The 23,427-nt window shown below is 28.9% G+C and carries 24 protein-coding genes, 1 pseudogene and 1 other annotated feature; of the genes and pseudogenes, 18 read left to right on the top strand and 7 right to left on the bottom strand.

Annotated elements, in window-relative coordinates; genetic code table 11:
- The first annotated feature begins 190 nt into the window (after positions 1-190).
- The 5 genes from ACUSRV_RS11410 to ACUSRV_RS11390 all read left to right on the top strand — a co-directional run bounded on the left by ACUSRV_RS11410 (position 191) and on the right by ACUSRV_RS11390 (position 4,217).
- The gene (locus tag ACUSRV_RS11410; protein ID WP_490142086.1) at positions 191-1,612 is read left to right on the top strand and encodes a metallophosphoesterase; all 1,422 of its coding nucleotides are present in this window, start codon (positions 191-193) and stop codon (positions 1,610-1,612) included.
- 188 nt (positions 1,613-1,800) lie between these two features.
- Positions 1,801-2,520 (top strand): hypothetical protein, encoded by a 720-nt coding sequence (locus ACUSRV_RS11405; RefSeq protein WP_490142085.1) that lies wholly within the window; start codon positions 1,801-1,803, stop codon positions 2,518-2,520.
- A 69-nt stretch (positions 2,521-2,589) separates the two neighbouring features.
- Positions 2,590-2,829: a hypothetical protein gene (locus ACUSRV_RS11400; RefSeq protein ID WP_490142084.1), complete on the top strand. Its 240-nt coding sequence runs from the start codon at positions 2,590-2,592 to the stop codon at positions 2,827-2,829.
- Entirely contained in the window at positions 2,796-3,572 is a 777-nt protein-coding gene (locus ACUSRV_RS11395) for an alpha/beta fold hydrolase (protein ID WP_490142083.1), read from the top strand. Before ACUSRV_RS11400 ends, ACUSRV_RS11395 begins: the two co-directional genes overlap by 34 nt.
- 477 nt (positions 3,573-4,049) lie before the next feature.
- Positions 4,050-4,217 carry a hypothetical protein gene (locus ACUSRV_RS11390; protein WP_490142082.1) on the top strand — a complete coding sequence of 56 codons (168 nt, stop codon included), beginning with the start codon at positions 4,050-4,052 and terminating at the stop codon, positions 4,215-4,217.
- 349 nt (positions 4,218-4,566) lie between these two features.
- Here the strand turns inward: ACUSRV_RS11390 and ACUSRV_RS11385 are convergent, their stop codons facing one another.
- Both ACUSRV_RS11385 and ACUSRV_RS11380 read right to left on the bottom strand, forming a co-directional pair.
- Positions 4,567-5,049 carry a hypothetical protein gene (locus ACUSRV_RS11385; protein WP_490142081.1) on the bottom strand — a complete coding sequence of 161 codons (483 nt, stop codon included), beginning with the start codon at positions 5,047-5,049 and terminating at the stop codon, positions 4,567-4,569.
- Positions 5,050-5,431: 382 nt separating this feature from the next.
- Complete coding sequence (locus tag ACUSRV_RS11380; protein ID WP_490142080.1) at positions 5,432-5,827, bottom strand: pyridoxamine 5'-phosphate oxidase family protein; 396 nt, start codon at positions 5,825-5,827, stop codon at positions 5,432-5,434.
- 128 nt (positions 5,828-5,955) lie between these two features.
- On the opposite strand from ACUSRV_RS11380, the gene ACUSRV_RS11375 reads away from it, so the two are divergent.
- The gene (locus tag ACUSRV_RS11375) at positions 5,956-6,303 is read left to right on the top strand and encodes a winged helix-turn-helix transcriptional regulator (RefSeq protein ID WP_490142079.1); all 348 of its coding nucleotides are present in this window, start codon (positions 5,956-5,958) and stop codon (positions 6,301-6,303) included.
- Between the two features lie 25 nt (positions 6,304-6,328).
- Here ACUSRV_RS11375 and ACUSRV_RS11370 read toward each other — a convergent pair whose 3' ends face one another.
- Positions 6,329-6,883: a hypothetical protein gene (locus ACUSRV_RS11370; protein WP_490142078.1), complete on the bottom strand. Its 555-nt coding sequence runs from the start codon at positions 6,881-6,883 to the stop codon at positions 6,329-6,331.
- Positions 6,884-7,049: 166 nt separating this feature from the next.
- On the opposite strand from ACUSRV_RS11370, the gene ACUSRV_RS11365 reads away from it, so the two are divergent.
- The 8 genes and pseudogenes from ACUSRV_RS11365 (at position 7,050) to ACUSRV_RS11330 (ending at position 16,476) form a co-directional block, all read left to right on the top strand.
- Positions 7,050-8,264 carry an HD-GYP domain-containing protein gene (locus ACUSRV_RS11365; protein WP_490142077.1) on the top strand — a complete coding sequence of 405 codons (1,215 nt, stop codon included), beginning with the start codon at positions 7,050-7,052 and terminating at the stop codon, positions 8,262-8,264.
- A gap of 178 nt (positions 8,265-8,442) precedes the next feature.
- The gene (locus ACUSRV_RS11360) at positions 8,443-11,184 is read left to right on the top strand and encodes an ATP-binding protein (RefSeq protein ID WP_490142076.1); all 2,742 of its coding nucleotides are present in this window, start codon (positions 8,443-8,445) and stop codon (positions 11,182-11,184) included.
- Positions 11,177-12,388, top strand: a complete 1,212-nt coding sequence (locus tag ACUSRV_RS11355; RefSeq protein WP_490142075.1) for a hybrid sensor histidine kinase/response regulator — start codon at positions 11,177-11,179, stop codon at positions 12,386-12,388. The genes ACUSRV_RS11360 and ACUSRV_RS11355 overlap by 8 nt, the downstream gene beginning before the upstream one ends.
- A 27-nt stretch (positions 12,389-12,415) precedes the next feature.
- Positions 12,416-12,562 (top strand): annotated as a pseudogene (locus ACUSRV_RS11350) (IS1595 family transposase); the annotation flags it as partial.
- Positions 12,563-12,891: 329 nt separating this feature from the next.
- A complete protein-coding gene (locus ACUSRV_RS11345; RefSeq protein WP_490142074.1) occupies positions 12,892-13,374 on the top strand; it encodes a DUF2975 domain-containing protein in 483 nt (160 codons plus the stop codon).
- Between the two features lie 247 nt (positions 13,375-13,621).
- Positions 13,622-14,278 carry a response regulator transcription factor gene (locus ACUSRV_RS11340; RefSeq protein WP_490142073.1) on the top strand — a complete coding sequence of 219 codons (657 nt, stop codon included), beginning with the start codon at positions 13,622-13,624 and terminating at the stop codon, positions 14,276-14,278.
- Positions 14,278-15,690 (top strand): sensor histidine kinase, encoded by a 1,413-nt coding sequence (locus ACUSRV_RS11335; RefSeq protein ID WP_490142072.1) that lies wholly within the window; start codon positions 14,278-14,280, stop codon positions 15,688-15,690. The genes ACUSRV_RS11340 and ACUSRV_RS11335 overlap by 1 nt, the downstream gene beginning before the upstream one ends.
- A 117-nt stretch (positions 15,691-15,807) precedes the next feature.
- Positions 15,808-16,476: a hypothetical protein gene (locus ACUSRV_RS11330; RefSeq protein WP_490142071.1), complete on the top strand. Its 669-nt coding sequence runs from the start codon at positions 15,808-15,810 to the stop codon at positions 16,474-16,476.
- 42 nt (positions 16,477-16,518) lie between these two features.
- Here ACUSRV_RS11330 and ACUSRV_RS11325 read toward each other — a convergent pair whose 3' ends face one another.
- Complete coding sequence (locus ACUSRV_RS11325; RefSeq protein WP_490142070.1) at positions 16,519-17,055, bottom strand: GNAT family N-acetyltransferase; 537 nt, start codon at positions 17,053-17,055, stop codon at positions 16,519-16,521.
- Positions 17,056-17,254: 199 nt separating this feature from the next.
- Here ACUSRV_RS11325 and ACUSRV_RS11320 point away from each other — a divergent pair, with 199 nt between their 5' ends.
- Positions 17,255-17,716, top strand: coding sequence for a GNAT family N-acetyltransferase (locus ACUSRV_RS11320; protein WP_490142069.1), 462 nt, complete (start codon positions 17,255-17,257; stop codon positions 17,714-17,716).
- Positions 17,717-17,762: 46 nt separating this feature from the next.
- Here the strand turns inward: ACUSRV_RS11320 and ACUSRV_RS11315 are convergent, their stop codons facing one another.
- Positions 17,763-18,071 carry a hypothetical protein gene (locus ACUSRV_RS11315; RefSeq protein WP_490142068.1) on the bottom strand — a complete coding sequence of 103 codons (309 nt, stop codon included), beginning with the start codon at positions 18,069-18,071 and terminating at the stop codon, positions 17,763-17,765.
- Between the two features lie 146 nt (positions 18,072-18,217).
- Positions 18,218-18,465: a binding site (T-box leader), on the top strand.
- 58 nt (positions 18,466-18,523) lie between these two features.
- On the opposite strand from ACUSRV_RS11315, the gene tyrS reads away from it, so the two are divergent.
- A complete protein-coding gene (gene tyrS / locus ACUSRV_RS11310; protein WP_490142067.1) occupies positions 18,524-19,744 on the top strand; it encodes a tyrosine--tRNA ligase in 1,221 nt (406 codons plus the stop codon).
- Between the two features lie 113 nt (positions 19,745-19,857).
- Here tyrS and ACUSRV_RS11305 read toward each other — a convergent pair whose 3' ends face one another.
- Positions 19,858-20,502, bottom strand: coding sequence for a hypothetical protein (locus tag ACUSRV_RS11305; protein WP_490142066.1), 645 nt, complete (start codon positions 20,500-20,502; stop codon positions 19,858-19,860).
- 192 nt (positions 20,503-20,694) lie between these two features.
- Positions 20,695-20,820 carry a hypothetical protein gene (locus ACUSRV_RS11300; RefSeq protein WP_490142065.1) on the bottom strand — a complete coding sequence of 42 codons (126 nt, stop codon included), beginning with the start codon at positions 20,818-20,820 and terminating at the stop codon, positions 20,695-20,697.
- A gap of 376 nt (positions 20,821-21,196) precedes the next feature.
- On the opposite strand from ACUSRV_RS11300, the gene ACUSRV_RS11295 reads away from it, so the two are divergent.
- Together ACUSRV_RS11295 and ACUSRV_RS11290 are read left to right on the top strand one after the other, a co-directional pair.
- On the top strand, positions 21,197-22,465 hold the full coding sequence (locus ACUSRV_RS11295; protein ID WP_490142064.1) for an ammonium transporter family protein: 1,269 nt from the start codon (positions 21,197-21,199) through the stop codon (positions 22,463-22,465).
- A gap of 222 nt (positions 22,466-22,687) precedes the next feature.
- A complete protein-coding gene (locus ACUSRV_RS11290) occupies positions 22,688-23,176 on the top strand; it encodes a hypothetical protein (protein WP_490142063.1) in 489 nt (162 codons plus the stop codon).
- Positions 23,177-23,427 lie beyond the last annotated feature (251 nt).

Raw genomic sequence — 23,427 nt, 5'->3', positions numbered from 1 at the left:
AAGGGCTCCTTTGTTTTATTCTTATTTAGGGGATAATATATGGGTTTAGATTGTGTAATGTGCAGTTTAACTCTTAATATTGATATGAAAAAGAGGAGAAAACCAATTCTTTAATTATGTATCTCAATACTATATAATAAGTATTAAGATACATAATTTACAAAAAATGGTATATAACAAGGGGGATTTTATGAAAAATAAAATAATATTGGGAATAGCATTTTTACTTACATTATCTTTAATTGGATGTACAAAGGAAGCATCTAATATACTAACTTTAAATGAAAAGGAATCTGAAATCAATGTATTAGCCACCAGTGATTTACATGGGGTAATACCATATGAGTTATCCTCCTATGTAAAAGATGAGTACAAAAAAGATGAGAATTTAACATTAGTAGATGCAGGGGATTTCTTTGATGTTGATTATGAATCATCAGGAGATATGCAAAAGTATTCTGAAAAGAGGCAAGAAGCTTTTAAAAATAATGATAAAAAGTATATAGAAGCTCCTATTGCAAAAGAGATGAAAGAAGTAGGGTATAATGCTGTAGTCCTTGGAAATCACGAATTTATAACTAATGACAAATTTTACTTAGATAGTATTATATCTGATTTTCAAAAACAAGGAATAGAGGTACTATCGGCAAATACATACGAAAAAAACGGCTATAACTATGTAAAACCTTACATAATAAAAGATATTAAAACTTCTGAAGGTACTGTTAAACTAGGTATTTTAGGCCTTACTATAAAGGAAGTTGGAGAGAAATACCATATAACAGAAAATGGTGAAAAAATAGAAGCTAAATCTAGAGATCTAAAAGATCAGTATGGATATGATGAGAAGCTATATATGAATGACTTAGTAAAAGATGCTAAAAAGTGGGTAAATATAATGGAAAAAGATAAACCTGACGTTATAATAGCCGTTGTACATTCAGGAGAAGAACCCAAAAAACCAAAGAATCCAGGGAATAGAATACAGGAGTTAGCTCAAGAAGTTGAAGGGATTGATGCAATAGTTGCAGGGCATACTCATAAGCAAATTTCTCAACATGATTACAAAAATAAATCTGGTGAAACTGTAATAGTTACTCAACCTGGGGCACGTGGAGAAGCTATTTCTAAAATAAATTTTAAGCTTAAAAAGAATAATGATAAGTGGAATGTAGTGGACAAATCTAGTAAAATAACTAAAATTGAGAAATACTCAGATATTGATAACTTCGGGAGGTTAATGGTTAACGTTTCACTTTTAGATAATAAAACTAAAGAAGTTAGTTTGTCAGAATTAACTCCATTTAAGTGGGATAAGGCCTATGTATTTGAGACAAATACTCCTAGAGAAACAATATACAAGTCTGTAGGATATAAGTGGAAAGCCATTACAGAAACAGAAAGTGATGATATGGTGCAAATGGTATTTATGAAAGATAAAAAACCAGTTTGTTACCTATACGGTTATGTAGATAGACTAGGAATGGATTTGAATTGTGAGAAATCAGAGTATAAAGACAATACTGTAACAATTATACCTAGGTCAAATGATAAATTTAAAGTTGAAAAGAAAGATGAAAATTCTATTACCAATTTAATTCATATACAATAACAATAACTTATTTATAAGAATATAATATAATCCTAATATTAAGTATCTACATTAAGTAGGTACTTTTATTATTGGCTATGTTTTAAACCAGTGTTGAAATTTTTATATTTATTATATAATCAAACTATAGTTTAATACGTAGTTATATAATATTGTGAAATTTATTATGATATGAGATTGGAGTTTTTATGGGAAGAAAAGAAAAATATGTTAATGAGAATTCACGCAAAAATAACGAAAAACAAGATATAATTTTCGGTATATTCTTTATAATTTCGTTTTTTGTTTATTTTTATGTAAATAGAAATATTACGGCCAAAATACGATGGGATTTGTTTTGTGATTCGAAAACTTTACTCTTAATGACTTCTTCATTTTTGGTAACACTTATGGAGGTTTTAGGTGGAGCTGCATTTATAACTACAATATTTATATTTTCATACTACAAATTTAAGCAGCTAAAAGTGTCTGAAAATTACGGGAAGCCAATGCCCAAATATGATAAAGATATTAAATCAAATTTGATAGCATCTGTAGTTTTTTTCTCTATGATTTTAATTTCATTTTTTAGCTACTGTAGGGCAGATATAGATGGACTTTATGTAAGAGATATTAGGACTTTATTTGAAGAAAGAAAGTACTCTTGGGATAAAGTAAGGTCTGTTGAAATAAATTATCATAGAACAAAAGGCGGTGACTATAACCTTCAATATCTTTTAAACTTTGATATATTTACTATTGATGTTCAAGATGCTGGTTTAAGAAGCAGAGAGGAATTGTTGGATAATAGCAAAAAAGACATACATAGAATAATAAAAGAAAATGATATTCCTATAAACAAAAACATTAAAAAGCATAATGACGAAATTAAAGAATTTTTAAATTTAATTGGTGAAAGCGAAGGTTAGTACGTATTATTTATATAAAGTGTATTATAACAAACATAGAAGTTACAATAGCTTTTGTTAGGGGGAAGTATGAAAAAAGGGATGAAAAATATAGGAATTATTATAGGGGTGATAGTAGGATTATTAATATTTACTATTGGAACTAGCTTTATTAATCATAAAATACAATTGTCAAAAGAAAATAGTATATTTATTCATAGTGGTAAAATGGTTGAGGTAAATGGACACAAAATGCATGTATATACCAAGGATATGGTAATGAGACATTGGTATTTATGTCAGGAGGAGGCACTTGCTCTCCAGTTTTAGATTTTAAAAGTCTATACTCTTTATTAAGTGATGAATACAGAATAACTGTTGTAGAAAAATCAGGATATGGCTTTAGCGAAATTGCTGATGTTGATAGAGATATTGATACAATATTAGAAGAAACCAGAGAAGTATTATCTAAGGCAGGAGCAAAAGGACCATACATCTTATTTCCTCACTCAATGTCTGGAATAGAAGCGTTGTATTGGGCACAACAATATCCTAATGAGGTTAAAGGAATTATAGGACTTGACATGGCAGTACCACAAGCATATGAAAATTATCAAATCAATCGTTTTATGTTAAATGCTAGTGCATTTGGTTCTAATATTGGTATTACAAGATTTTTTCCAACAATTGTTGATAGCTCTGCTTCAATTAAATATGGTACGTTGTCAGAGGAAGAAAAAAATCTTTATAGGGCTATTTTTTATAGACGTACACTAACTAAACCAATGTTCTCGGAAGTAGATGAGATTAAGATTAGTGCAGAAAAAGTAAAAAATGATGGTATACCCAATATTCCAATGTTATTTTTCATTTCTAACGGTGATGGAACTGGTTGGAATAGAGATAAATGGATAAATACTCAAATATCATATATAAAAACTACGAGTTCAAATAAATATATAAAACTCAATAAGGGGCATTATATTCACGATATTGAATATGACATGATTGCAGAAGAGAGTAGTAAATTTATAAAAGATGTTATAAATGCAAGTGAACATAATGTTAATTAGAATTGCTTCATAATATTTATATCTTACACAATGGTATAAAACTATATACTTTGTTTAATTAATTATAACTACCTAATAAACTAAATATAATTTAATCAAATCAATATAAAAAAGGGGGATTTTATGAAGGATTTATTAAATCTATTGTAAAAAACATAGCAAAACTATAGTTATTATAGATATTATTTTACTGATATTTTCTATAGGCTTTGGAAATAGTACATTTTTGAATGGAATAGTTATTTTCTTACTATTTCTTTTATTGGGATTTATGCCCGAAGAGGCTTTTGATGATGAGAAAGACAAAAAATAATTCGCAATTTTTATGTGATACACAGTAGTATAATACTGAGAACGAAAGAATAATTGATACTATTATAGTTGATGCTTAAAACATAAGTTTTTGAATATTACAGTATTTCATAGAGTGAACTTTTAATTATCATCACAATATATTATTATATAGGAGGTTTGTGTATGAATGTATTAAGAGATAAATGTTCGAATTTTATAAGAGGTAATAAACACAGATTGTTAGTTTTACCTATTTATATCTTATGGCTAATTGTATTTGATTTAGTACTCGGTTTATGCATACCAGATTTATGGGATAGGCTTGTTGCTTGGTCTAAAAAAACTAGTTAAGATACGTGTAAATATTCATAGTTTATAAATAATACGAATAAAAAGAAGAAGGATACGGTCTGGATTAATATCCAGCCTGTATCCTTCTATTGCTTTAATTATTTATGTTAACAACCAAATTGTTTAACATAGCCTTTTATTAATGCTTATATTAACCATGAGAAAATTATCAAAGATAACAAAGATTAAAATAATGAACAGTTTTTATATACTATGAACCAAAAAGAGGAGAATTAATTCTCCTCTTTTTTTTATATATACTTATTTCAACACTATATTAAAACATAGCCTTATTATTTTTAAGTCTATGTTATATAATGTTGTTGATACAAAATAAAAGACTAGATATCTAGTCTTTTAAAGAACCTTTTTTTAGAATAAAATCCTCTTGTGTTCTAACTAGTAATTTATCAGCAGCTGCAATTCTGGATAAACCTTCTTCAAATTCATTCATATCTAGCAGTAGCATTCCTTCTCGTGCTAGGGTGATACCTTCTCTATATGTAGTTATAAACTCAACCATTTGTTTATGTGTATTAATATATTCTTTAGGTACTGTATCATCAGTATAAGAATAACTACCTAGTATAGTTTCTATTTCAGATAATGCAGTATAGATATATCTTTCTCCTTTAGATTCATAAACTGCTCTGCTTACTGGATTTTTATTTTGAGATTCATTTATTTGTACTATAAATCTTTCAATAAAATTCTCATATTCAAGTTGTGGTGCATTAAATACAGTTATAGCATTGTTAGATCTAGATATAGTTAGAGAAGTTAATAGTAATAACAATATAGCAATAAATAAGTATTTATATTTTTTTATCAAAATGGCCATCCTCTCTTATGTAATATTCTAATACTGCTATTATTTGAACAAATTCTTTTTAAAATTCATGTTTAAATATATTCATATCAACAATTTCATCTAACATAGCTATTTTTAAAAATATTTTTATGCTTTGTTTAGTTTTTACATTATATATGAGAGTGAATTCTTAGATAATATTCAAGACACATCTTATAAACCAGAGCAAAAAAGAATTTATAAAATAAATGAAATTCTTAAATAGATTAATTAATTAGATTTAACTTCAACACTATATTAAAATACATTAAAAATAATAAAAGAGTTGTCATATGACAACTCTTTTCTTATTGGCTCCAAAAGATGGATTCGAGCTATCTTGGAATGGTTTATTTTACATAAATTACAGTGAGAATGTTTCAGGTTCAGCAGTAAATGAAGAAATAGTAGCTGTTCCTTTAGTAAAGTATAAAACTGCAAATATTCCATCATCAACGCTATACATAGACTTTAAAGATGGAACAGCATCAAGTCCAAGTTCTTTTACTTCACGTCTGTCATCATTTGCAACCTCTCCAGTAACGCGAATCCATTGTCCATTTTTATTCATACCAGAAATTTCAACTTTTGGATTTTCTAGCATTTGTTTAAAACTTTCTTTTTTATTGCTTGTTACAATGTATAACTTTTCTTCATATTCAAATACAGCCCCAAATGGTCTAACTCTTGGTTGGTCTCCTTCAGTAGTCGCTAAATAGAAAACACCACATTCTTGTAAAAATTCTAATGCCTTTTTCATAATTATTGCCCCTCTCGTATATATATGATAAAATTTACTACACAGTAATAATATCATGTACAAATAAAACCACAAGTACGATTATTTAGTGAGGTAAGTATCCTAAAAGATACTGTGAAAGGAATATTATGGAGAATAATAATAGTATTTTTGGAAAATGTCCATATTTTACAGCACAAAAAGTATTTTCTGGAAAATGGTCAATATTAATTATACTTCACTTAAGTTATGGGCCATTACGTTATGGAGAACTTCAAAGAAGACTAGGTGATATTACTCAGGCTACACTAACAAAGCAATTAAGAAGTCTAGAAGATTATGGTATGATTAATAGATGTGTTTATCCAGAAATTCCACCAAAGGTGGAATATTCGCTAAGCGATTTAGGAGAGGCCTTTAGTCCAGTATTAGAGCAGTTTAGAATTTGGGGAGACAAGTATATTGAAGTTAATTATAATAAAGAAAAAAGCGAGTAAGAAATTTACTCGCTTTTGTGTTTAGTTATTTAAAATTAAATGGATTTCCGTTAACATCTAAGAATCTAGCTTCTATAGGTATAGAAGCTGAAGATAGGGACTCATTTGCTGGCAAACTATAATCAAATACAGATACTGATAATTTATTTATAAGATTGTCCCTAGATTCCGTATACTTACCATTTGTTTTAACTATAATTTTATCTAAACCATCGCCATTGGATACGACAACGAATTTCATATCATCAGGATCACTATTTATTATATGAAAATAAGCAGTCATTGTGTTTTCGTGAATATATATTCGCTTCATTTCATAATTATTATTTTTATTTTTAATGAATGCAACCACTCCAGTTCCACCACTAGAGAAGAATCCAACTATCCTTGTATTTTCATCAGCATCTACAATATCTGCAATTGCAAAATCATTCTTATCTTTTATAATTGAATTGCTTTTAATGGATTTAACTATAGATTCTCTATTATTCCCATAGATTTCTCCATTGGAACTTATTAAGTATCCAGCTAAAAATATAATTGATACTGCAACTAATATTTTTAATACTTTATTCTTCATATAATCCCCCTAATTTTTAGTTATATATATTACTAATATTATAATTAAAAATCAATAATGTTGCATACAAAGTTTCAAAATGGTGAGAAAAATATTATTGATATATATGATGGTTTGATATAAGATTATATAAGAAGAAAAAGGTTTTTCTTAAGGAGAGAGTATAATGACATTAAATCTAAACGACCTTTTGTTGGCAGTATCTAATGCAATAGACTTTGTTGAGATAGATGTTTTAGGAGTTACTTCAAACCATTCAAAACGTGTAGCTTATATTTCTCTTAATATGGCTAGAGAAATGGGACTAAGTCCTGAGGAATGTTATGATATCGTAGCCCTATCTATTTTACATGATAATGGTGCAAGTGAAAAAGTATTACATAGTAGTTTGCAAGGGGATTATCTTAATAAGCTAATGTCATTAGAGAGCGTTAGAGAGCACTGTAATATTGGTGAGAGAAATGTATCAGATTTTCCTTTTTTTACTGATGTTACAAATACAATAAAATACCATCATGAACGTTTTGATGGAAGCGGTTTCTTCGCTATTAAAGGTGATGATATACCGATTATGGCTCAAATAATAAGCTTTGCAGACAATATAGATATTATATTTAATTTAAAAGAAAATTACGAGGAAAAAGAAGAGAAACTTTTGCAATATCTAAGAGAAGTAGAAAATCAGTTATATTCTACTAGAATTTTAAATGCTTTTTATAGTTCAAATAAGAAAAATAACTTTAAATTAGACTTAATAGATGAATTTATAGATAATGCATTAATGAGTAACCTTCCAACCCTTACAAAAAAATTAAGTTATAAAGATATTAGGAATATTACAAAGATTCTTTCTAAGATTATAGATTGTAAGTCTAAATTTACTGCTATGCATTCGTTTGGACTATCTAATATGGTATCACAAATGGCTAACTATTATAATAAAAGTGAAGAAGAAACACTAAAACTCATTGTTACAGCAAATCTACACGATATAGGGAAATTAGCTATTCCAAATAGTATTTTAGATAAACCAGGAAAGCTAAGCAAAGAAGAATTTGATATTATAAAAACTCATAGTAACTATACAAGAACATGTTTAGAGCCTTTAGATGGATTTAAGGATATTATCGAGTGGGCTTCAAACCACCATGAAAAATTAAATGGGACAGGTTATCCCAATGGGATTACAGGAGATAAACTTGACTTTAATTCCCGTTTAATGGCATGTTTAGATATATACCAAGCTCTAACAGAGGATAGACCTTATAGAGAGGCTCTATCACATGAACAATCTATGAAAATACTATATGAAATGGCTGATGAAAATTTAATAGATTTCGATATTACAAAAGATATAGAGTTTGTATTTGGAAGTAAATAAATAGGATGGATTACCTGAAAAATTGAGTAATCCATCCTATTTGTTTATTTTGGCGATTTTTGTCAAGCGAAAATTGTGGCGTATGGATGTTATATTAATTCAATTTGTAGAATAATTAGAAAAATTATGATATATTGTATTCAATAGAAAAATAGTAGGAAATAAGGAGTATAGATATATGATCAAAAAACAAAGCTCTATTAGAGTTATTATTAGTGTGTCATTTATAGTTCTTATGGTAAGTACCCTTATTACAATAGGGTATATTATATTTTCTAATTGGAAGGAATCTTCAGATAATATTATTAATAAGTTGGAAAATGATCTTAGCAAAAACATACTCCATGAAATTGAAGTACTTGTTAGTGTGCCGTTATACACAAATGAAATGAATCATAATTTAATTGAAAATGGAATTTTAGATATTAATGATAAGAAAAAAAGAGATGCTTTTTTTGCTGGAGTAATCAAATCAAGCGGTGAGGAGATTTACAGTTTTAGCTATGGTTTAGAAAATGGGGAATATTATGGAGCTCGTAGAAACAAAAATAACGAAATAGAAATATATAGAAGTAATAAAGAGACAAGTGGACACTCTTATTATTACTCTACAAATGAAGACTTAAGTGAAGGAAAATTTGTAGAAGATTTTGGAGCATTTGACCCTCGTACAAGGGATTGGTATAAAGTTGCAAAAGAAAAAAATGCACCAGTATTTTCTCCACTATATAAGCATTTTGTTAAGGATGATTTTGCACTTTCTGCAGCCTATCCTATATACAATGAAGAAGATAGGCTACAAGGGGTATTAGGTACACATATTACTCTTAGAAGGCTAAATACACAGTTAAAAGATATTATACAAGATAATGGGACTGCCTATATTATTGAAAAAGACACAGGAGAACTGGTAGCTAATTCCCTTGAAAAACCTAATTTTATAACTCTTTCAGATGGCAAGATTAAAAGAATTTTAATTAGTGAAACTGGAAATGAATCCATTGTCAAAGCCTATGAAAGTTACAAGAAAACTTCTGACAATAGTTTTATAATGGATGAAGGAAATGATAAAAGTCATATTAAGTTTTCTGAGTATAAGAGTGAAGGTTTAGACTGGATAGTTATAACATCTATTCCTGAAAGTTTGTTTACGGCACCAATAAATAAAAATATTCAAACATCTATATTGTTATCCATAATAGCACTTTTAGTATCAATTATCATTTATATTAAAAGTACAGATATTATCTTAAAGCCTGTTAAGGATCTGATAAAGGTAACAGAAAGATTTTCAAAGGGAGATTTATCACAAAGGGCCAAAATTTTCAAAAATGATGAGATTGGAAAGTTATCTCATGCATTTAATAACATGGCAGAAGAATTAAACATACATATAGATAACCTTGAAGAAAAGGTTAAAGAAAGAACTATGGAATTAGAAAAAACAAATAATGAACTAAAATATGCAAAAATAGAAGCTGATAAGGCTAATGAAGCAAAAAGTGAGTTTCTAGCAAATATGAGTCATGAAATTAGAACTCCATTAAATGCAATAATAGGATTTAGTGAACTTCTAAAAAGTACGCTTAAAGATGAGAAGCATAAAAGTTATATTGAAACTATAAATGTTGCAGGAAACAGTCTACTTATTATAATTAACGATATTCTCGATCTTTCAAAGATAGAGGCAGGGAAGATTGATCTACATTACAGACCTATAAAGATTAATAATATTTTCAAAGAAATTGAAAATATATTTAGGCAAAAATTTGAGAGTAAAAATATAGAGTTTATATTAGATATTCAAGAAGATTTCTCTGATAATGTTCTACTTGATGAAGTAAGAATTAGACAAATACTATTAAATTTAGTAGGAAATGCTGTAAAGTTTACTGAAAAAGGTTATGTTAAGGTATCATTAAGAGCTAATACTGCATATAAGGATTCCAGTAGTTTAGACCTTCGAATTTCAGTTGAAGATAGTGGGATTGGTATTCCTAAAAGTGAAAGAGAAGATATATTTGAAGCATTTAAACAGGTATCGGGGCAAAGTATCAAAAAATTTGGTGGTACTGGCTTAGGGCTATCTATCACTAAGAAGCTTGCTGAAATGATGCATGGAAAAATAGTTGTTGAGAGTACAGTTGGAGAAGGTAGTATTTTTCATGTGGATTTTTATAATGTACAGATAGCTGCAACTGAAGCTCTGCCAGAAGACAATAGTATGCATTACTTTGAGAAATACGACTTTTCTGATGAAAAGGTTCTTGTTGTAGATGATATAGAAACTAATAGATTCTTATTAAAGGAATTGTTGTCAAGTGTTGGAATTAATGTTATAACTGCTGAAAATGGATATGATGCACTAAAGATATGTGAGTTAGAAAATCCTGACTTAATAATTATGGATTTGATTATGCCGGTAATGGACGGTTTTAAAGCTTCAACTAGACTAAAAGAAGATCCAAAGTTTAGTAGTACTCCAATTATAGCCTTAAGTTCTTCAACTACACAGGATATACCAAAAGGTAGTAAGTTTGATGAATATTTAATGAAGCCTGTCAATGGTGAACAACTACTTAAGAAAATATCTAAGTATATTGAAAATAAAGTACCAAAAGAAATTTATGTTTCTTCTAATAATCAATGGGAATCTACAACAATAGATATACATTTGCTTGAAGATTTAAGAAATAAAGTGCTACCTGTCCTTGAAGAATTAGAAAGTTCAATAATAATAGGCAATGTTAAAAATCTAGCTACTATGTTAATTTCGTTTGGCCATGAGCATAATTTATATTGCATATCATTAGAAGGGGAAGAACTTATGAGATTTGTTGAGAGTTATAACATAATAAATATAAAATCAAAGCTGGAGCAAATTAAGAAGATGATTTTGGGGGAAGAACAGCATGCGTAATATTAACAGGGAAATGATTTTAGTAGTTGATGATAATCCTAATAATATTCAGGTGGTTGCTACAATTATGGCTGAGTACGGCTACGAACTAGGGATAGCCATGAGTGCTAAGGAGGCTTATAAATTTCTTGAAGGGAATATGCCTGATCTTATCTTGTTAGATGTTGATATGCCCGAGATTGACGGTTATGAAGTATGTGATACTCTTAAAAAGAATTATAAATACAAAGATATACCTGTAATATTTTTAACTGTAAAAGATGAGAAAAATGATGTTGTAAAAGCCTTTGATTTAGGTGCTGTAGATTATGTTACAAAACCTTTTAATAGAAAAGAATTAATTTCTAGAGTAAGAACCCATCTTTCATTAAAGAGAGCACAGGATGAGCTTAAGAAAAAGAACCTTGAACTTGAAAAATCAATAAAAATGAAAGACGAATTTCTTATACTGATGACACATGAATTTAAGACTCCGATAAATGTTATTTATGCTGCTCTTCAGGTTATAGAAAAGATATATGGACATGAATTAGGTGATAAGGTAAAAAATTATTTAAGAAGTATCAAGTTAAATTCCTTCAGACAACTAAGGCTTGTAAATAACTTACTTGATATAACTAGAATTAACACAGAACATTTTAAAATACAAAAGAGTAATGTAGATATTGTTTTCATATCTCAATCAATTGTTAAGTCAGTTGATGTGTTTGCAAAGGAGAAGGGGGTAGTACTTAATTTTTCATCTGATATTGAAGATTTGGAGATAGCTATTGATGAGGAGAAGTACGAGCGTATACTTTTAAATCTTTTATCAAATGCTATTAAGTTTACACCTAAAGATAAATCTATTTATGTGAACATCTCTTGCAAAAATAAAAAAGCAGTTATAACGGTGAGAGATGAAGGAATAGGTATACCTAAAGAAAAACAAGATCTAATATTTGAACGTTTTGGCCAGGTAGACAGCACTTTATCCAGACAAGCAGAAGGTACTGGTATAGGCTTGTCCCTTGTAAAAAGTTTGGTTAATGCAATGGGTGGAAAAATAACCGTAGATAGTGAAGAGGGAAATGGAAGTATATTTACTGTTGCATTTAACGCAAAGAAATTAAGAAGTGAAAAAAATTCTAATAATATGTCACTTCTACATAACGATAGAATAATACAGGCTGTAGAAATTGAGTTTTCAGATATTTATATATAGTTGTTTAGTTATAATATATATTGATGTAATTATATGTACTGGTTCAAATGGCTTGAACTATTTGAAAATGATAAAGAAGCAGTAAAAGTAAAGAATTTTATGGTTCAATGTAATGTAGCGCATGCTTATACAAAAACAGTAGACTTTAGAGAAAGAGAGCCAATATTTGCATAAGTATGTACATTATCTTGAAATTAATATTATAATTGGAATATAGATAAACTATAATTTATTACACAATTGTAGGATATTATTTATTTTAAGTAGGTTCTGTTATCTTTTGTTGTTGATTTACTTTATTAAACTATTGGAAGTTTTGTTGACAAGTTGTAAATTTAACATTTTAAAATAAGAACATTTCTTTGTAATGAGAAATGTTTTTTTATTTTTGTCATAAGTAAAAGGATATAATAATAATATAATTAAAAACGACATAAATTTATTGTAAAACGATAAATCGTGTGTTAAAATCATTTTATCATTAAATCAGTGAGGTGCTTTAAATGAATGTTAAACAAGGTTCAACCACTTTCTTAAAGGTAATTATTTTTATGATTGGAATTGCGATGCTTACTTTGTGTATCTATTGGTTGCCTGAGATAGCCATTAGAGATGCAAAAGTACATCCAGGGGACTACTCGCTATATCCCATTTTAGGATTTGTGTATGGATGCTGTATTGCGTTTTCTGTTGCATTGTATCAAGTATTTAAACTATTAACCTATATCGAAAGGAACAATGCTTTCTCCGAGTTATCACTTAAATCTTTGAAGGTTATAAAGAAATCTGCTTTAACAACCATTTTCTTCATCGTGTTAGGGATAGTATACTTAAAGGTACTTTCTAAAATCACAGGAGATGACCCAGCAGGTCCTATATCATTAAGTCTAATGGGTATTTTAGCAACAAGTATCATCACCGCTATTGTGGACGTGCTTCAAAAACTATTAAAAAAACTTCTAGATACAAAACCAGAAAATGATTAACGTTTTGATAAAATTCAATAAAGGTGAATTAAGGGGAGTCATAATGGCTTCCCTTAAAAAATTTATATGATTTCAACACTATTTTAAAACATAGCCAATTCTATTTGTAGTAGATTTTTTAGTATGTATTTGAAATTGATGTTAGAATTAAAAGGGTATAAAAACTTTACAACTTATTTACAACTTAGCGATAACTATTGAATACTTTATCATTAAACTAAGGGTAGTACACTAACAGGAGGAACACATGAAAAGGATATTAGTTGTGGAAGATGATAAGTCAATTTCAAATTTAATATATTTAAACTTAGAGGTAGCAGGGTATGAGAGCAAACAAGTATATAGAAGTAATGAAGCACTTCAAATATTAGAAGAGCAGTTCTTTGATCTTATTCTTTTAGATGTAATGCTCCCTGATATGGATGGATTTGAGCTTATGGAGAAAATTCGTCCACTAAATATCCCTGTAATTTTTATAACTGCCAAAAATGGACTAGCAGATAAAGTAAAAGGCCTTAAAATTGGAGGAGAAGATTATATAGTTAAGCCTTTTGAGGCAATGGAACTCCTTGCACGAATAGAAGTTATATTAAGGCGTTATAGCAGCGATAAAAACTTAATTATATTTGATGACTTGGAAATAGACGAAGAAGAGAGAATTGTAAGAAAGAATGATAAAATTATAGACTTGGCTCTTAAAGAGTATGAGCTTCTATTATTACTTGTTCGTAACAGGAACAAGGCACTGACAAGGGAAAAGATTTTAGAACTTATATGGGGTTATGATTATTTAGGGGAAACAAGGACGGTAGATATTCATATACAAAAGCTTAGAAAAAAGTTAGATTGGGCTCAGAAAATTACTACTGTTTACAAGTTTGGGTATAGATTGGAGAGCAAATAATGAAGTTGTGGCATAAAATATTTATTTGCACATTTATATTGTTTGAGCTGGTATTTAATATAAGCACACCATTTCTTATCCAGTATACTTTTAATCAGAATTTAAAAAAAGAAATAGAAAGAGGGCTCACAGAGCAACTTATTTTATACACAAGCATTGAAGCTAATAGCGAAATTGCAAGTGATACTTTTGAGTATTCACAGGACTTGTTAAGAAGCTTTCTAAGAATGACATTTCAGGAGAACACACAGTACTTTGATAAAAAAGGTGTTTACATAGAAGTTTTAGATGAAAGAAACAATCCTATTTACTCAAATTTTAAATATGGTAATTATGGAAACCGGGTTGAATTAGATAATCCTAAGACTAATACTAGAAATTATATTATACGAGATATTAAAGATCAAAGCTTTATATTTGTAACAAAAAGACTAAAACTTAGTGACCAGACATTTAAATTCACTTATATAAGAGATATTTCAAGTGTTTATAATGATCGTACTGGACAATACGGGTTGTTTTTAAAGCTAAATATAATAATAGCATTATTGTTAGCATCTGCCTTGTATGTTCTTACCCGATATTTTACTTATCCTATAAGTATTCTTACAAAATCAACTCAAACTATTGCTGGTGGCGATTTTTCTGAGAGAGTGAGAATTGAATCTAAAGATGAGGTGGGTATGCTAGCAGAAAACTTTAACAAAATGGCAGAGGCAGTAGAGGATAAGATAAGGGAACTAGAAAAAAATGCAGAGATTAAACAGCATTTCATTGAGTCTTTTACCCATGAATTAAAAACTCCTCTAACATCTATTATAGGCTATGCTGATTTTCTAAGGTCTACAAAATATAATGAAAAAATTTATTATGAATCATTAGGATATATTTATAATGAGGGTAAGAGGCTTGAGGCTCTTTCTTTCAAACTTATGGATTTGATACTTCTAAATAAACAGGATTTTAATATGAAAATAGAGGACCTTTTTGTATTATGTAATGAAACTGCAGAAATCCTTAAATACAGACTGGACAGTAAAAATATTTTACTAAATCTTAATTTACAGCATTGCAAAGCTTATGTCGATAAAGATTTGTTTAAAGTACTACTGACAAATTTACTGGACAATGCAATTAAAGCCTCTAAGGAAGGTAGTGAAGTTAATTTAACCTTGAAAAGTCAAAAGGATAAAACTGTTATAGTTGTGGAAGATAAGGGCATTGGTATATCTGAAAAAGATATTGAAAGAATATTTGATCCGTTTTTTATGGTGGATAAATCAAGAACAAGGGAAAGTGGAGGCGCAGGTATAGGATTAGCAATTTGTGCAGAAATTGTTAAGCTTCACAATGGTGAAATAAGTGTAAGTAGCGAAGTAGGAAAAGGCACGAAGTTTGAGGTGAGTTTTTAATAGAAATTACAACTTCTTTACAAGTAATTCATACTTATGAAATATCTGTTTTATATAATTAAAAATGTAGATGGAGATGGCCAAATCCAAATATATATTATGAGGAGGTTAATTAAAATGAACAGTTTAAAGATAAGTAAAAAAATTATGAGTGCAGCAATAGCATCTTTACTTGTAGCAGGAAGTATAGGAGGAGCGTCTTTTGCGGCACAAAATAGTGACATAGTAAAAAAAGATGTACTTATGACTGAGAGTGCTGAATCAAATGGTGATAAAGATTATTTTGATAAAACTAATATATCAGCTAAAGTTAAAGAGAATGAAGCTGTTGATATAGCTAAAAATGCTCTTAAGAACATATTTGATATTGAAATAAAAGATGAGTATACAATGCAAGCAAATTATTTTGATAAGTCAAAGAATGATGCATCATATGAGGGTAGGTCAATTTGGGTAGTTTCTTGGAAGACACAACCAAATACTTCGATTGGTAGTAGTTCTGTCTTTGTAGATGCTGAAACTGGAGAGGTACTTAGTATGGCTAGTAAAAGATCAAATGTAGCAGAAGTAACTGAAGCATTAAGTAAAGATGACGCAGAGACTAAGGTTGCTGAATTTATTCAATCAAAAAATTTAAATAACGGAGCATCTATAAAAGAAATTGAGACGAATACAACTTCTAAAAGAATAATAGAAGCTAAAGTGAAGCTGGATAATGGAAAAGAAATGACTGTAATAATAAGCTGTGCTACTAACGAAATTGTGGTTTGGCAAAACCATATATAAAAACAAGGAGTCCATATGGGCTCCTTTAATATAATACATCTTCTATCCTAAAATAAGGCCCATACTTAATAAATTATAAAACTTTCCATCTAAATATATCTCATTTTTAAGTATTCCTTCTAGTTCAAATCCACATTTTTCATATAATGCAATAGCTCTTGGATTATCTTGACTAACTACTAAAGATATCTTTTTAGTTATATTATTAGACTTACACCAATTAATTAAATAATCAACAATTATCTTACCAAGACCTATATTACAATATTTATCAGAGATTACAATACCTAATATCCCAACATGTTTTCCTTTTGTTTTCTGATTTGATGATATTGTACCTAGACCTATTATCTTATCGTCTATTGTCGCTAATATCATAGTGTTATTATCAGAAGAATTAGTTGATTTTATCATATTTTCTTGTTGATCTACATTTACTTTATATTCCCCACCGCAAAATGAAAGGTATGGTGTTTCACCTCCTACAATATTATAAAAATCTATAATATCTTTAGCATCTTCGCATGTAGCTTCTCTTAGCATTACTTCTTGTCCATTTTTTGCAATAACTATATTCATTAATAATTACCCCCTTAGTTATCTTTATATATAAACATACTATTATTAATTTATATATTTTTCAATCCTTATAATTTTTATCAAAGTTTTATTTTGTATTTCCTTAGGATATAGGAATATTTTAATAGTTAGTTTTAATGATATAATAAAATTAGTAGTATATTATTGCATAATATTACGAAACATGGAGGAATTATTGATGTATGATATTGAAGTAAAAAAACTAAGAGAAAATGATGAATACCCATATGATTTGCTTCTTTTGGCAGACCCATCTATTGAAATAATTAATGAGTATATAAGTAGGGGAGATTGTTATATTGCCTACATTAATAACGATATAGTTGGAGCCTATGTAATGATTAGGACAAGACCTTTAACTTTAGAACTTGTAAATATCGCAGTTAGGGAAGAATACCAAGGTAAGGGTATTGGTAAGAGATTAATACTAAGTGCAATAGAAATGGCCAGAAAAGAGAAAGTTAAAATTTTAGAAGTTGGAACAGGAAACTCGAGTATATATCAATTAGCATTATATCAAAAATGTGGATTTCGTATAGTTGGCGTAGATAGAGATTTCTTTAAAATACATTATAAAGAAAAGATTATAGAAAATGATATTGAATGTATAGATATGATTAGGTTAAGAATTGATTTATAAAAATAGTAGTAATATAAAGAAGACAAGGAAAAAAATCCTTGTCTTTTTAGTCTCTATCACACATAACTATATTTACATATGGTGTATCTTTTACTATGGCAATTGCTTTATATTGTGGTCTAAAAACAAGGGGAAAAGGAGCATTTGCATCAAAAAATCCAGTTATTCTATCTCCTACTGAAATCATTGCATTGTCTACAAAGTAAGTGTTTGGTGATACCATAAAGTTTACTATAAATCCAAATCTATTTATTACAGATATTAATTTATAATATCCTGCTTCCTGTGCACCTTCATCTATTAAATAATCCTTAATCATTGTAATTCTACCACTAAAATAATTCAAATTTTTCACCGTTATTCCTCCATTTATGTTTTATATATTTTATGATTTTATAAAATTAGATGTTACTTAGGTATTATAATTAAGAAATGGAGATAATATTACAAACATAAATATTGACAGACTATTGCTGAAATGATAGAATATTAAAAATATATCAAAAAACTGTGATGAGAAGAAGTAAAAATCATAAGTTTTCAACAGAAAGCTACCGGTTGATGAGAGGGGCAGAAAACAGATTTTGAAATACATCTCTGAGTGGCGCACCGAAAGGATTATATCTTAGTAGGCTGTTGCCGGGTGCGACCGTTATATCGCTAAGGTATATCGTACCTGATGAGGTTTACACAGTGATGTGTAAATAAATTTGAGGTGGTAACACGTGAGCAATGCTCTCGTCCTCTGCATATAGCAGATGGCGGGGGCTTTTTTAATTGGAAATTATAATAGAAAGGGTGATAATAATGAAAAATGTTGAAGAACAGTTTAAGATTATTATGAAGGGAGTAAGTCAGATTGTAAGTGAAGAAAATTTGAAGCAAAAGCTACAAAAAAGCATAGATTCACAAAAACCTCTAATAGTTAAGCTTGGACTTGATCCTTCTGCACCAGATATACATCTTGGTCATGCAGTTGTACTTCGTAAAATAAAGCAAATGCAAGACTTAGGACACCAAGCTGTAATAATAATTGGTGACTTTACTGGTAGGATTGGGGACCCATCTGGTAAAAGCAAAACTCGTAAACAATTGACAACTGAAGAAGTTCTTGAAAATGCTAGAACTTATGAAAAACAGATATTTAAAATACTTGATAGAGATAAGACAGAGCTTAGGTTTAATAGTGAATGGCTGTCTAAACTTAATTTTGAAGATGTATTAAACCTTGCTGGAAAAGTTACTGTTGCAAGAATACTAGAAAGAGATGATTTTGAGAAAAGATACAAAAGCAATCAACCTATAGGATTACATGAATTTTTCTACCCATTAATGCAAGCATATGATTCAGTAGAGTTAAAGGCAGACATTGAAATGGGTGGTACAGATCAAACTTTCAATATTCTTATGGGGCGTACACTACAAAAGGATTATGACCAAGAAAGTCAAATAGCTCTGTTTATGCCATTACTTGAGGGTACAGATGGAATTGAAAAAATGAGCAAGAGTTTGGGTAATTATATTGGTATACACGAAGATGCAGTTTTAATTTACCAAAAGACAATGGCTATACCAGATAATCTTATTATTAAGTACTTTGAACTTGCAACAGATATTCACCCAGATGAAATAGAAAGAATTAAGTTAGAACTTGAAAAACCAGAGACAAATCCACGTGATGTTAAAATGCGTCTTGCAAAAGAAATTACAACACTATACTGTGGTATAGAGGAAGCAGAAACTGCCCAAGAACATTTTAAGACTGTTTTCCAAAAAAATCTCATTCCAGATGATATAGATGAACTTGTTTTATCTTCAGATTGTTTTACAGAAAATAATGAAGTTGACATAATAAGGGTTATTGTAAAGTGTGGAATTGCTAAGAGTAATAGTGAAGCTAGACGTCTTATTACTCAAAATGCTGTAAAGATAGATGGGGAAAAGTTTAATAATTTTGTAATGAAAAATCCAAGTAATAGCTTTGTTATTCAGGTTGGAAAGGCGAAGTTTATTAGAATAAATATGTAAACAATAGAAATCACACAAAAAAGAGAGTGTTTTTTACTAAAAACACTCTTTTTTTATTTAGAACAACTTTCATAGTTTATAAAGATTACTCAATAAGTATTGTTTATTTTTCATCATAATATATTTCCCAAATATTGTGGTATTGCCATCGTTATTACTCCTAATCCTATTAAAAATAAGCCTGTAACTGGGAAAACTCTCACTTTAATTTTTTTAATTCTACATCCTAATTCTTTCTTTAACTCCTTATAAAAGGAAGTTTTTCTAATATCTCTCAGATTAATTTCTACTGAATTTAAAGATTGTGTATAGGATATTATCTTATTATCAAAATCCTTTAAAATCACAGAATTCTCTGCTTCATCATAAGATATTCCTTTTTCTTTTAAAATCTCAGTGAGTGTATCTAATAGCATTTGAGAATTAATGTTGGTTAAGGTATACCTTCCTATATTTATCATAACAGCTAATATAAATATAAAAGTAATAAATAACAAGGATAATACCTCTCCCCATTCAATATATCTTATGTCGTTAAATAATATAGATACGATATTATGCGACCTTCCGTTTGACAAGACGTCTTCAAAATATCTTAGGGCGTTAAATAATGTGATAATAAAAATTGTAGAAATACTATCATACTCTCGCTTTATCATGAATTTTCTTCCTGTTAATATTATAAGTCCATATATTATAATTAAAACTCCTGTAACAACAAAAGCAAACTCTGTACCTGTAACCGCAGTATTAAACACTCTTATCCCCCCTCGTAAAACACAAGTCAACTGTTTACTTTTCTGAATATAAATTTTTGAGTAGTGTTTAAGAGTATAACAAATCTCTATCCTAAATTTATCCTACTATTATTTTATTGTTTAACACAGCCAGATAGCCGTGTTTTTTATACTTTCAATAGGATAATACTATACATTCACGATATGTAAATACTATGAATTGTTTTTAATATAAATCTTTAATGCTTTAATGAATAAGATAATAACGTACACGCCTAATACACCTAATCCACCAAGAACTGCTATAAAAAGTAAATTAATCCACATAAAACTTGCCATTTTTATCTCCCCTTTTTGATTATCAAAACTACTAATAATAATTTCATCAGTTTACATTATATCATAAAAATATTTGTTTTCTTACTAGATTGCATTTTTAATTAGCCCATTCAGGTTATGTATATTCACCTTATAAATTAGAGAAATATGGAAATTATTTTAGAAATTTAATAAAAATAGTTGAAATATAGATAAAAAGGAATATAATGAAATGGGGCTATTAAAATAACTTCAAAGTCTAGAGTATGTTACGAAAAGTTAAAATTTTAACATAACGTGATGAAAAAACATAGAGAGAGAAGCTATTTGCATAATCTTGGAAAACGGTTTCAAATGCAAAAGAAGAAACTACTAACTATAAGGGGGATATAAACAAATGAGTACGTCAACAGCAGTTTCTAAACAAACGAGTACATCAACACCAGTTTCTAAACCAAAAGAAAACAAAAATTTGCTTGTATTTTTATTGGCAGTATTTATAGTTATGGCTATTATTTTAATTCCAGCTATAAATGAAAATGTAGCTACACAAATGAGTCAAATCAATGGGGAACATATTAATACTGCTCAAATGGAAAGTCAATATGGAACTATATTTGAGACTCTTAAGTATAACAGATCAATTGATGTTCTTGCTATGCTTTTGGTAGGTTTTGGTTTTCTTATGGTAACTGTAAGAAAACATGGATTTAGTTCAATTACTGCTACTTTTCTTGTTGTAAGTATTGCAATTCCAATGTATATGATGATTACAAGTTTTGGGGGAGAAGAATTTTCAAAACCTACAATTAGCGTGGATACGTTACTATTTGCAGAATTTGCTGCTGCAAGTTTATTAATAGCGATTGGAGCACCTCTTGGAAGGCTCAAAATGGATCAATATATAATTATGGGTTTATTATTTATTCCTGTGTACATATTTAATGAATGGGTATTGCTTGAAAGTGGAATTTTTAAAGGTTTTCTAGATACAGGTGGGTCAATTGCTATTCATGCTTTTGGTGCATACTTTGGATTAGGAGTTGTTGCAAATACATTTTCTAAGTTTAAAGATGACCCATCTTGTGAAAGTGATGCTACAAGTAGTAGGTTTTGTTTGCTTGGAAGTATGATCTTATGGTTATTCTGGCCATCATTTACGAGTGCCATTGTAGCTCCTGAAAGAGTAGTTTTAACGGCAATCAATACAATCTTTGCTTTATGTGGAGCAACTATTGCTACTTATATATTTACGAGGTTGATTAGAGGAAAAATTGACATTGAAGATATTGCTAATGCTGCACTTGCAGGAGGAGTAGCGATTGGTTCAACTTGTGATGTGACGACTCCAGGATATGCCATGTTAATCGGTATTGCTGCAGGAGCGTTGAGTGTTATTGGTTATGCGATTATTGCTCCGAAATTTCAAAAGTTTATTAAAGGAACAGATACTTGTGGTATTCATAATTTACACGGAATGCCTGGAATTTTAGGAGGAATTGTGGCTGTATTTATTACTGGAAATATAAAGATTCAGTTAGGTGCAATTGTAGCAACTGTAATTATTGCATTTATTGGCGGTAAAATTACTGGATCGATTATTAGTCTATTAGGTAAAAAGGTTGTACCTTATAGTGATGAAGATGAGTTTTTTATACATAATTAAGATAGGGTATGAAACTTCAAATATATTTAACTTAACTTGTAGGTAGTCCGTTCTTGGACTACCTATTTTAAATTCACAAATAAACAAATTAAGTATATGAATTAATTTAAGATAGTTATAGAAAAATAATGTAAATTAATTTATAATAAACTTAAACATAGATATATTTTTAACAAATAGAGAAAGTTGTAAATTTGTATTAAAAGGGGATTTAGAACTAACATGAAATTAATAACTAAAGCAATTATAATTGCAACTTTAGTTTTAGGGGTAACGGGATGCTCAATACAAGATGTAGACTCTGACAAGACCTCATCAAAGGTTGTATATAAGGTTCGCCAAGAAACTAAAATATTAAAAGTTGGAATAAACTTAAAAGAACCAGGTAAAATAGGGGGAAACTATACTAAGTTTTTAAATGAATTAGTGAAGGGTGGCATAAGTGCAGGGGCAAAGAACTCTTTTAATATTGATTTGAAAGAAGGTCAGTGTTTAAAAATCGAGACTGATACCAAATGTCCTATTACAGTGATGTTAAAAGATAATTCTTCTGGAAATTATGTATATACGAGTACATCAATTCCTGAAGAGAATTTAATTATAACTGATTTAGTTTCTCAAGAAGGTCAATATGAGTTAATGGTAGACTTCAATGAAACTGAAGTGTTTAATTTTCAAGTTTTTATTATAAACCAAAACCTATACATATAATAAGATTAACAAAAAAATTAGATTATATTGTTGTTCATAAGATGTGTCATATGACATCTATTTTCCCTGATTATGAAGTAAGGTGTTAATGAGTTTAAAATAAAAAAGAAGATGCAGCTAGATGATAAACCTAGCTGCATCTTCTTTTTTATTTTAGCTTTACTAATATTAATTATAATTTATAGAAAAATATAAATAGATTAAAATTAAATTTACACAAATGATAAGATATGTTGCAACTTTTCACACTT

The organism is Sporacetigenium sp. TC11 (genome assembly GCF_058146105.1).
This window is presented reverse-complemented; position numbering and strand designations above follow the sequence as displayed.

What these genes read in the sequence shown, in the direction of transcription:
- ACUSRV_RS11380 (WP_490142080.1), bottom strand. Translation starts at nt 5,827, where the DNA reads ATGAAAAAGGCATTAGAATTTTTACAAGAATGTGGTGTTTTCTATTTA.
- ACUSRV_RS11335 (WP_490142072.1), top strand. Translation starts at nt 14,278, where the DNA reads ATGAAGTTGTGGCATAAAATATTTATTTGCACATTTATATTGTTTGAG.
- tyrS (WP_490142067.1), top strand. Translation starts at nt 18,524, where the DNA reads ATGAAAAATGTTGAAGAACAGTTTAAGATTATTATGAAGGGAGTAAGT.
- ACUSRV_RS11410 (WP_490142086.1), top strand. Translation starts at nt 191, where the DNA reads ATGAAAAATAAAATAATATTGGGAATAGCATTTTTACTTACATTATCT.
- ACUSRV_RS11405 (WP_490142085.1), top strand. Translation starts at nt 1,801, where the DNA reads ATGGGAAGAAAAGAAAAATATGTTAATGAGAATTCACGCAAAAATAAC.
- ACUSRV_RS11365 (WP_490142077.1), top strand. Translation starts at nt 7,050, where the DNA reads ATGACATTAAATCTAAACGACCTTTTGTTGGCAGTATCTAATGCAATA.
- ACUSRV_RS11340 (WP_490142073.1), top strand. Translation starts at nt 13,622, where the DNA reads ATGAAAAGGATATTAGTTGTGGAAGATGATAAGTCAATTTCAAATTTA.
- ACUSRV_RS11370 (WP_490142078.1), bottom strand. Translation starts at nt 6,883, where the DNA reads ATGAAGAATAAAGTATTAAAAATATTAGTTGCAGTATCAATTATATTT.
- ACUSRV_RS11395 (WP_490142083.1), top strand. Translation starts at nt 2,796, where the DNA reads ATGTCAGGAGGAGGCACTTGCTCTCCAGTTTTAGATTTTAAAAGTCTA.
- ACUSRV_RS11375 (WP_490142079.1), top strand. Translation starts at nt 5,956, where the DNA reads ATGGAGAATAATAATAGTATTTTTGGAAAATGTCCATATTTTACAGCA.
- ACUSRV_RS11290 (WP_490142063.1), top strand. Translation starts at nt 22,688, where the DNA reads ATGAAATTAATAACTAAAGCAATTATAATTGCAACTTTAGTTTTAGGG.
- ACUSRV_RS11390 (WP_490142082.1), top strand. Translation starts at nt 4,050, where the DNA reads ATGAATGTATTAAGAGATAAATGTTCGAATTTTATAAGAGGTAATAAA.
- ACUSRV_RS11320 (WP_490142069.1), top strand. Translation starts at nt 17,255, where the DNA reads ATGTATGATATTGAAGTAAAAAAACTAAGAGAAAATGATGAATACCCA.
- ACUSRV_RS11295 (WP_490142064.1), top strand. Translation starts at nt 21,197, where the DNA reads ATGAGTACGTCAACAGCAGTTTCTAAACAAACGAGTACATCAACACCA.
- ACUSRV_RS11330 (WP_490142071.1), top strand. Translation starts at nt 15,808, where the DNA reads ATGAACAGTTTAAAGATAAGTAAAAAAATTATGAGTGCAGCAATAGCA.
- ACUSRV_RS11325 (WP_490142070.1), bottom strand. Translation starts at nt 17,055, where the DNA reads ATGAATATAGTTATTGCAAAAAATGGACAAGAAGTAATGCTAAGAGAA.
- ACUSRV_RS11360 (WP_490142076.1), top strand. Translation starts at nt 8,443, where the DNA reads ATGATCAAAAAACAAAGCTCTATTAGAGTTATTATTAGTGTGTCATTT.
- ACUSRV_RS11300 (WP_490142065.1), bottom strand. Translation starts at nt 20,820, where the DNA reads ATGGCAAGTTTTATGTGGATTAATTTACTTTTTATAGCAGTTCTTGGT.
- ACUSRV_RS11400 (WP_490142084.1), top strand. Translation starts at nt 2,590, where the DNA reads ATGAAAAAAGGGATGAAAAATATAGGAATTATTATAGGGGTGATAGTA.
- ACUSRV_RS11355 (WP_490142075.1), top strand. Translation starts at nt 11,177, where the DNA reads ATGCGTAATATTAACAGGGAAATGATTTTAGTAGTTGATGATAATCCT.
- ACUSRV_RS11345 (WP_490142074.1), top strand. Translation starts at nt 12,892, where the DNA reads ATGAATGTTAAACAAGGTTCAACCACTTTCTTAAAGGTAATTATTTTT.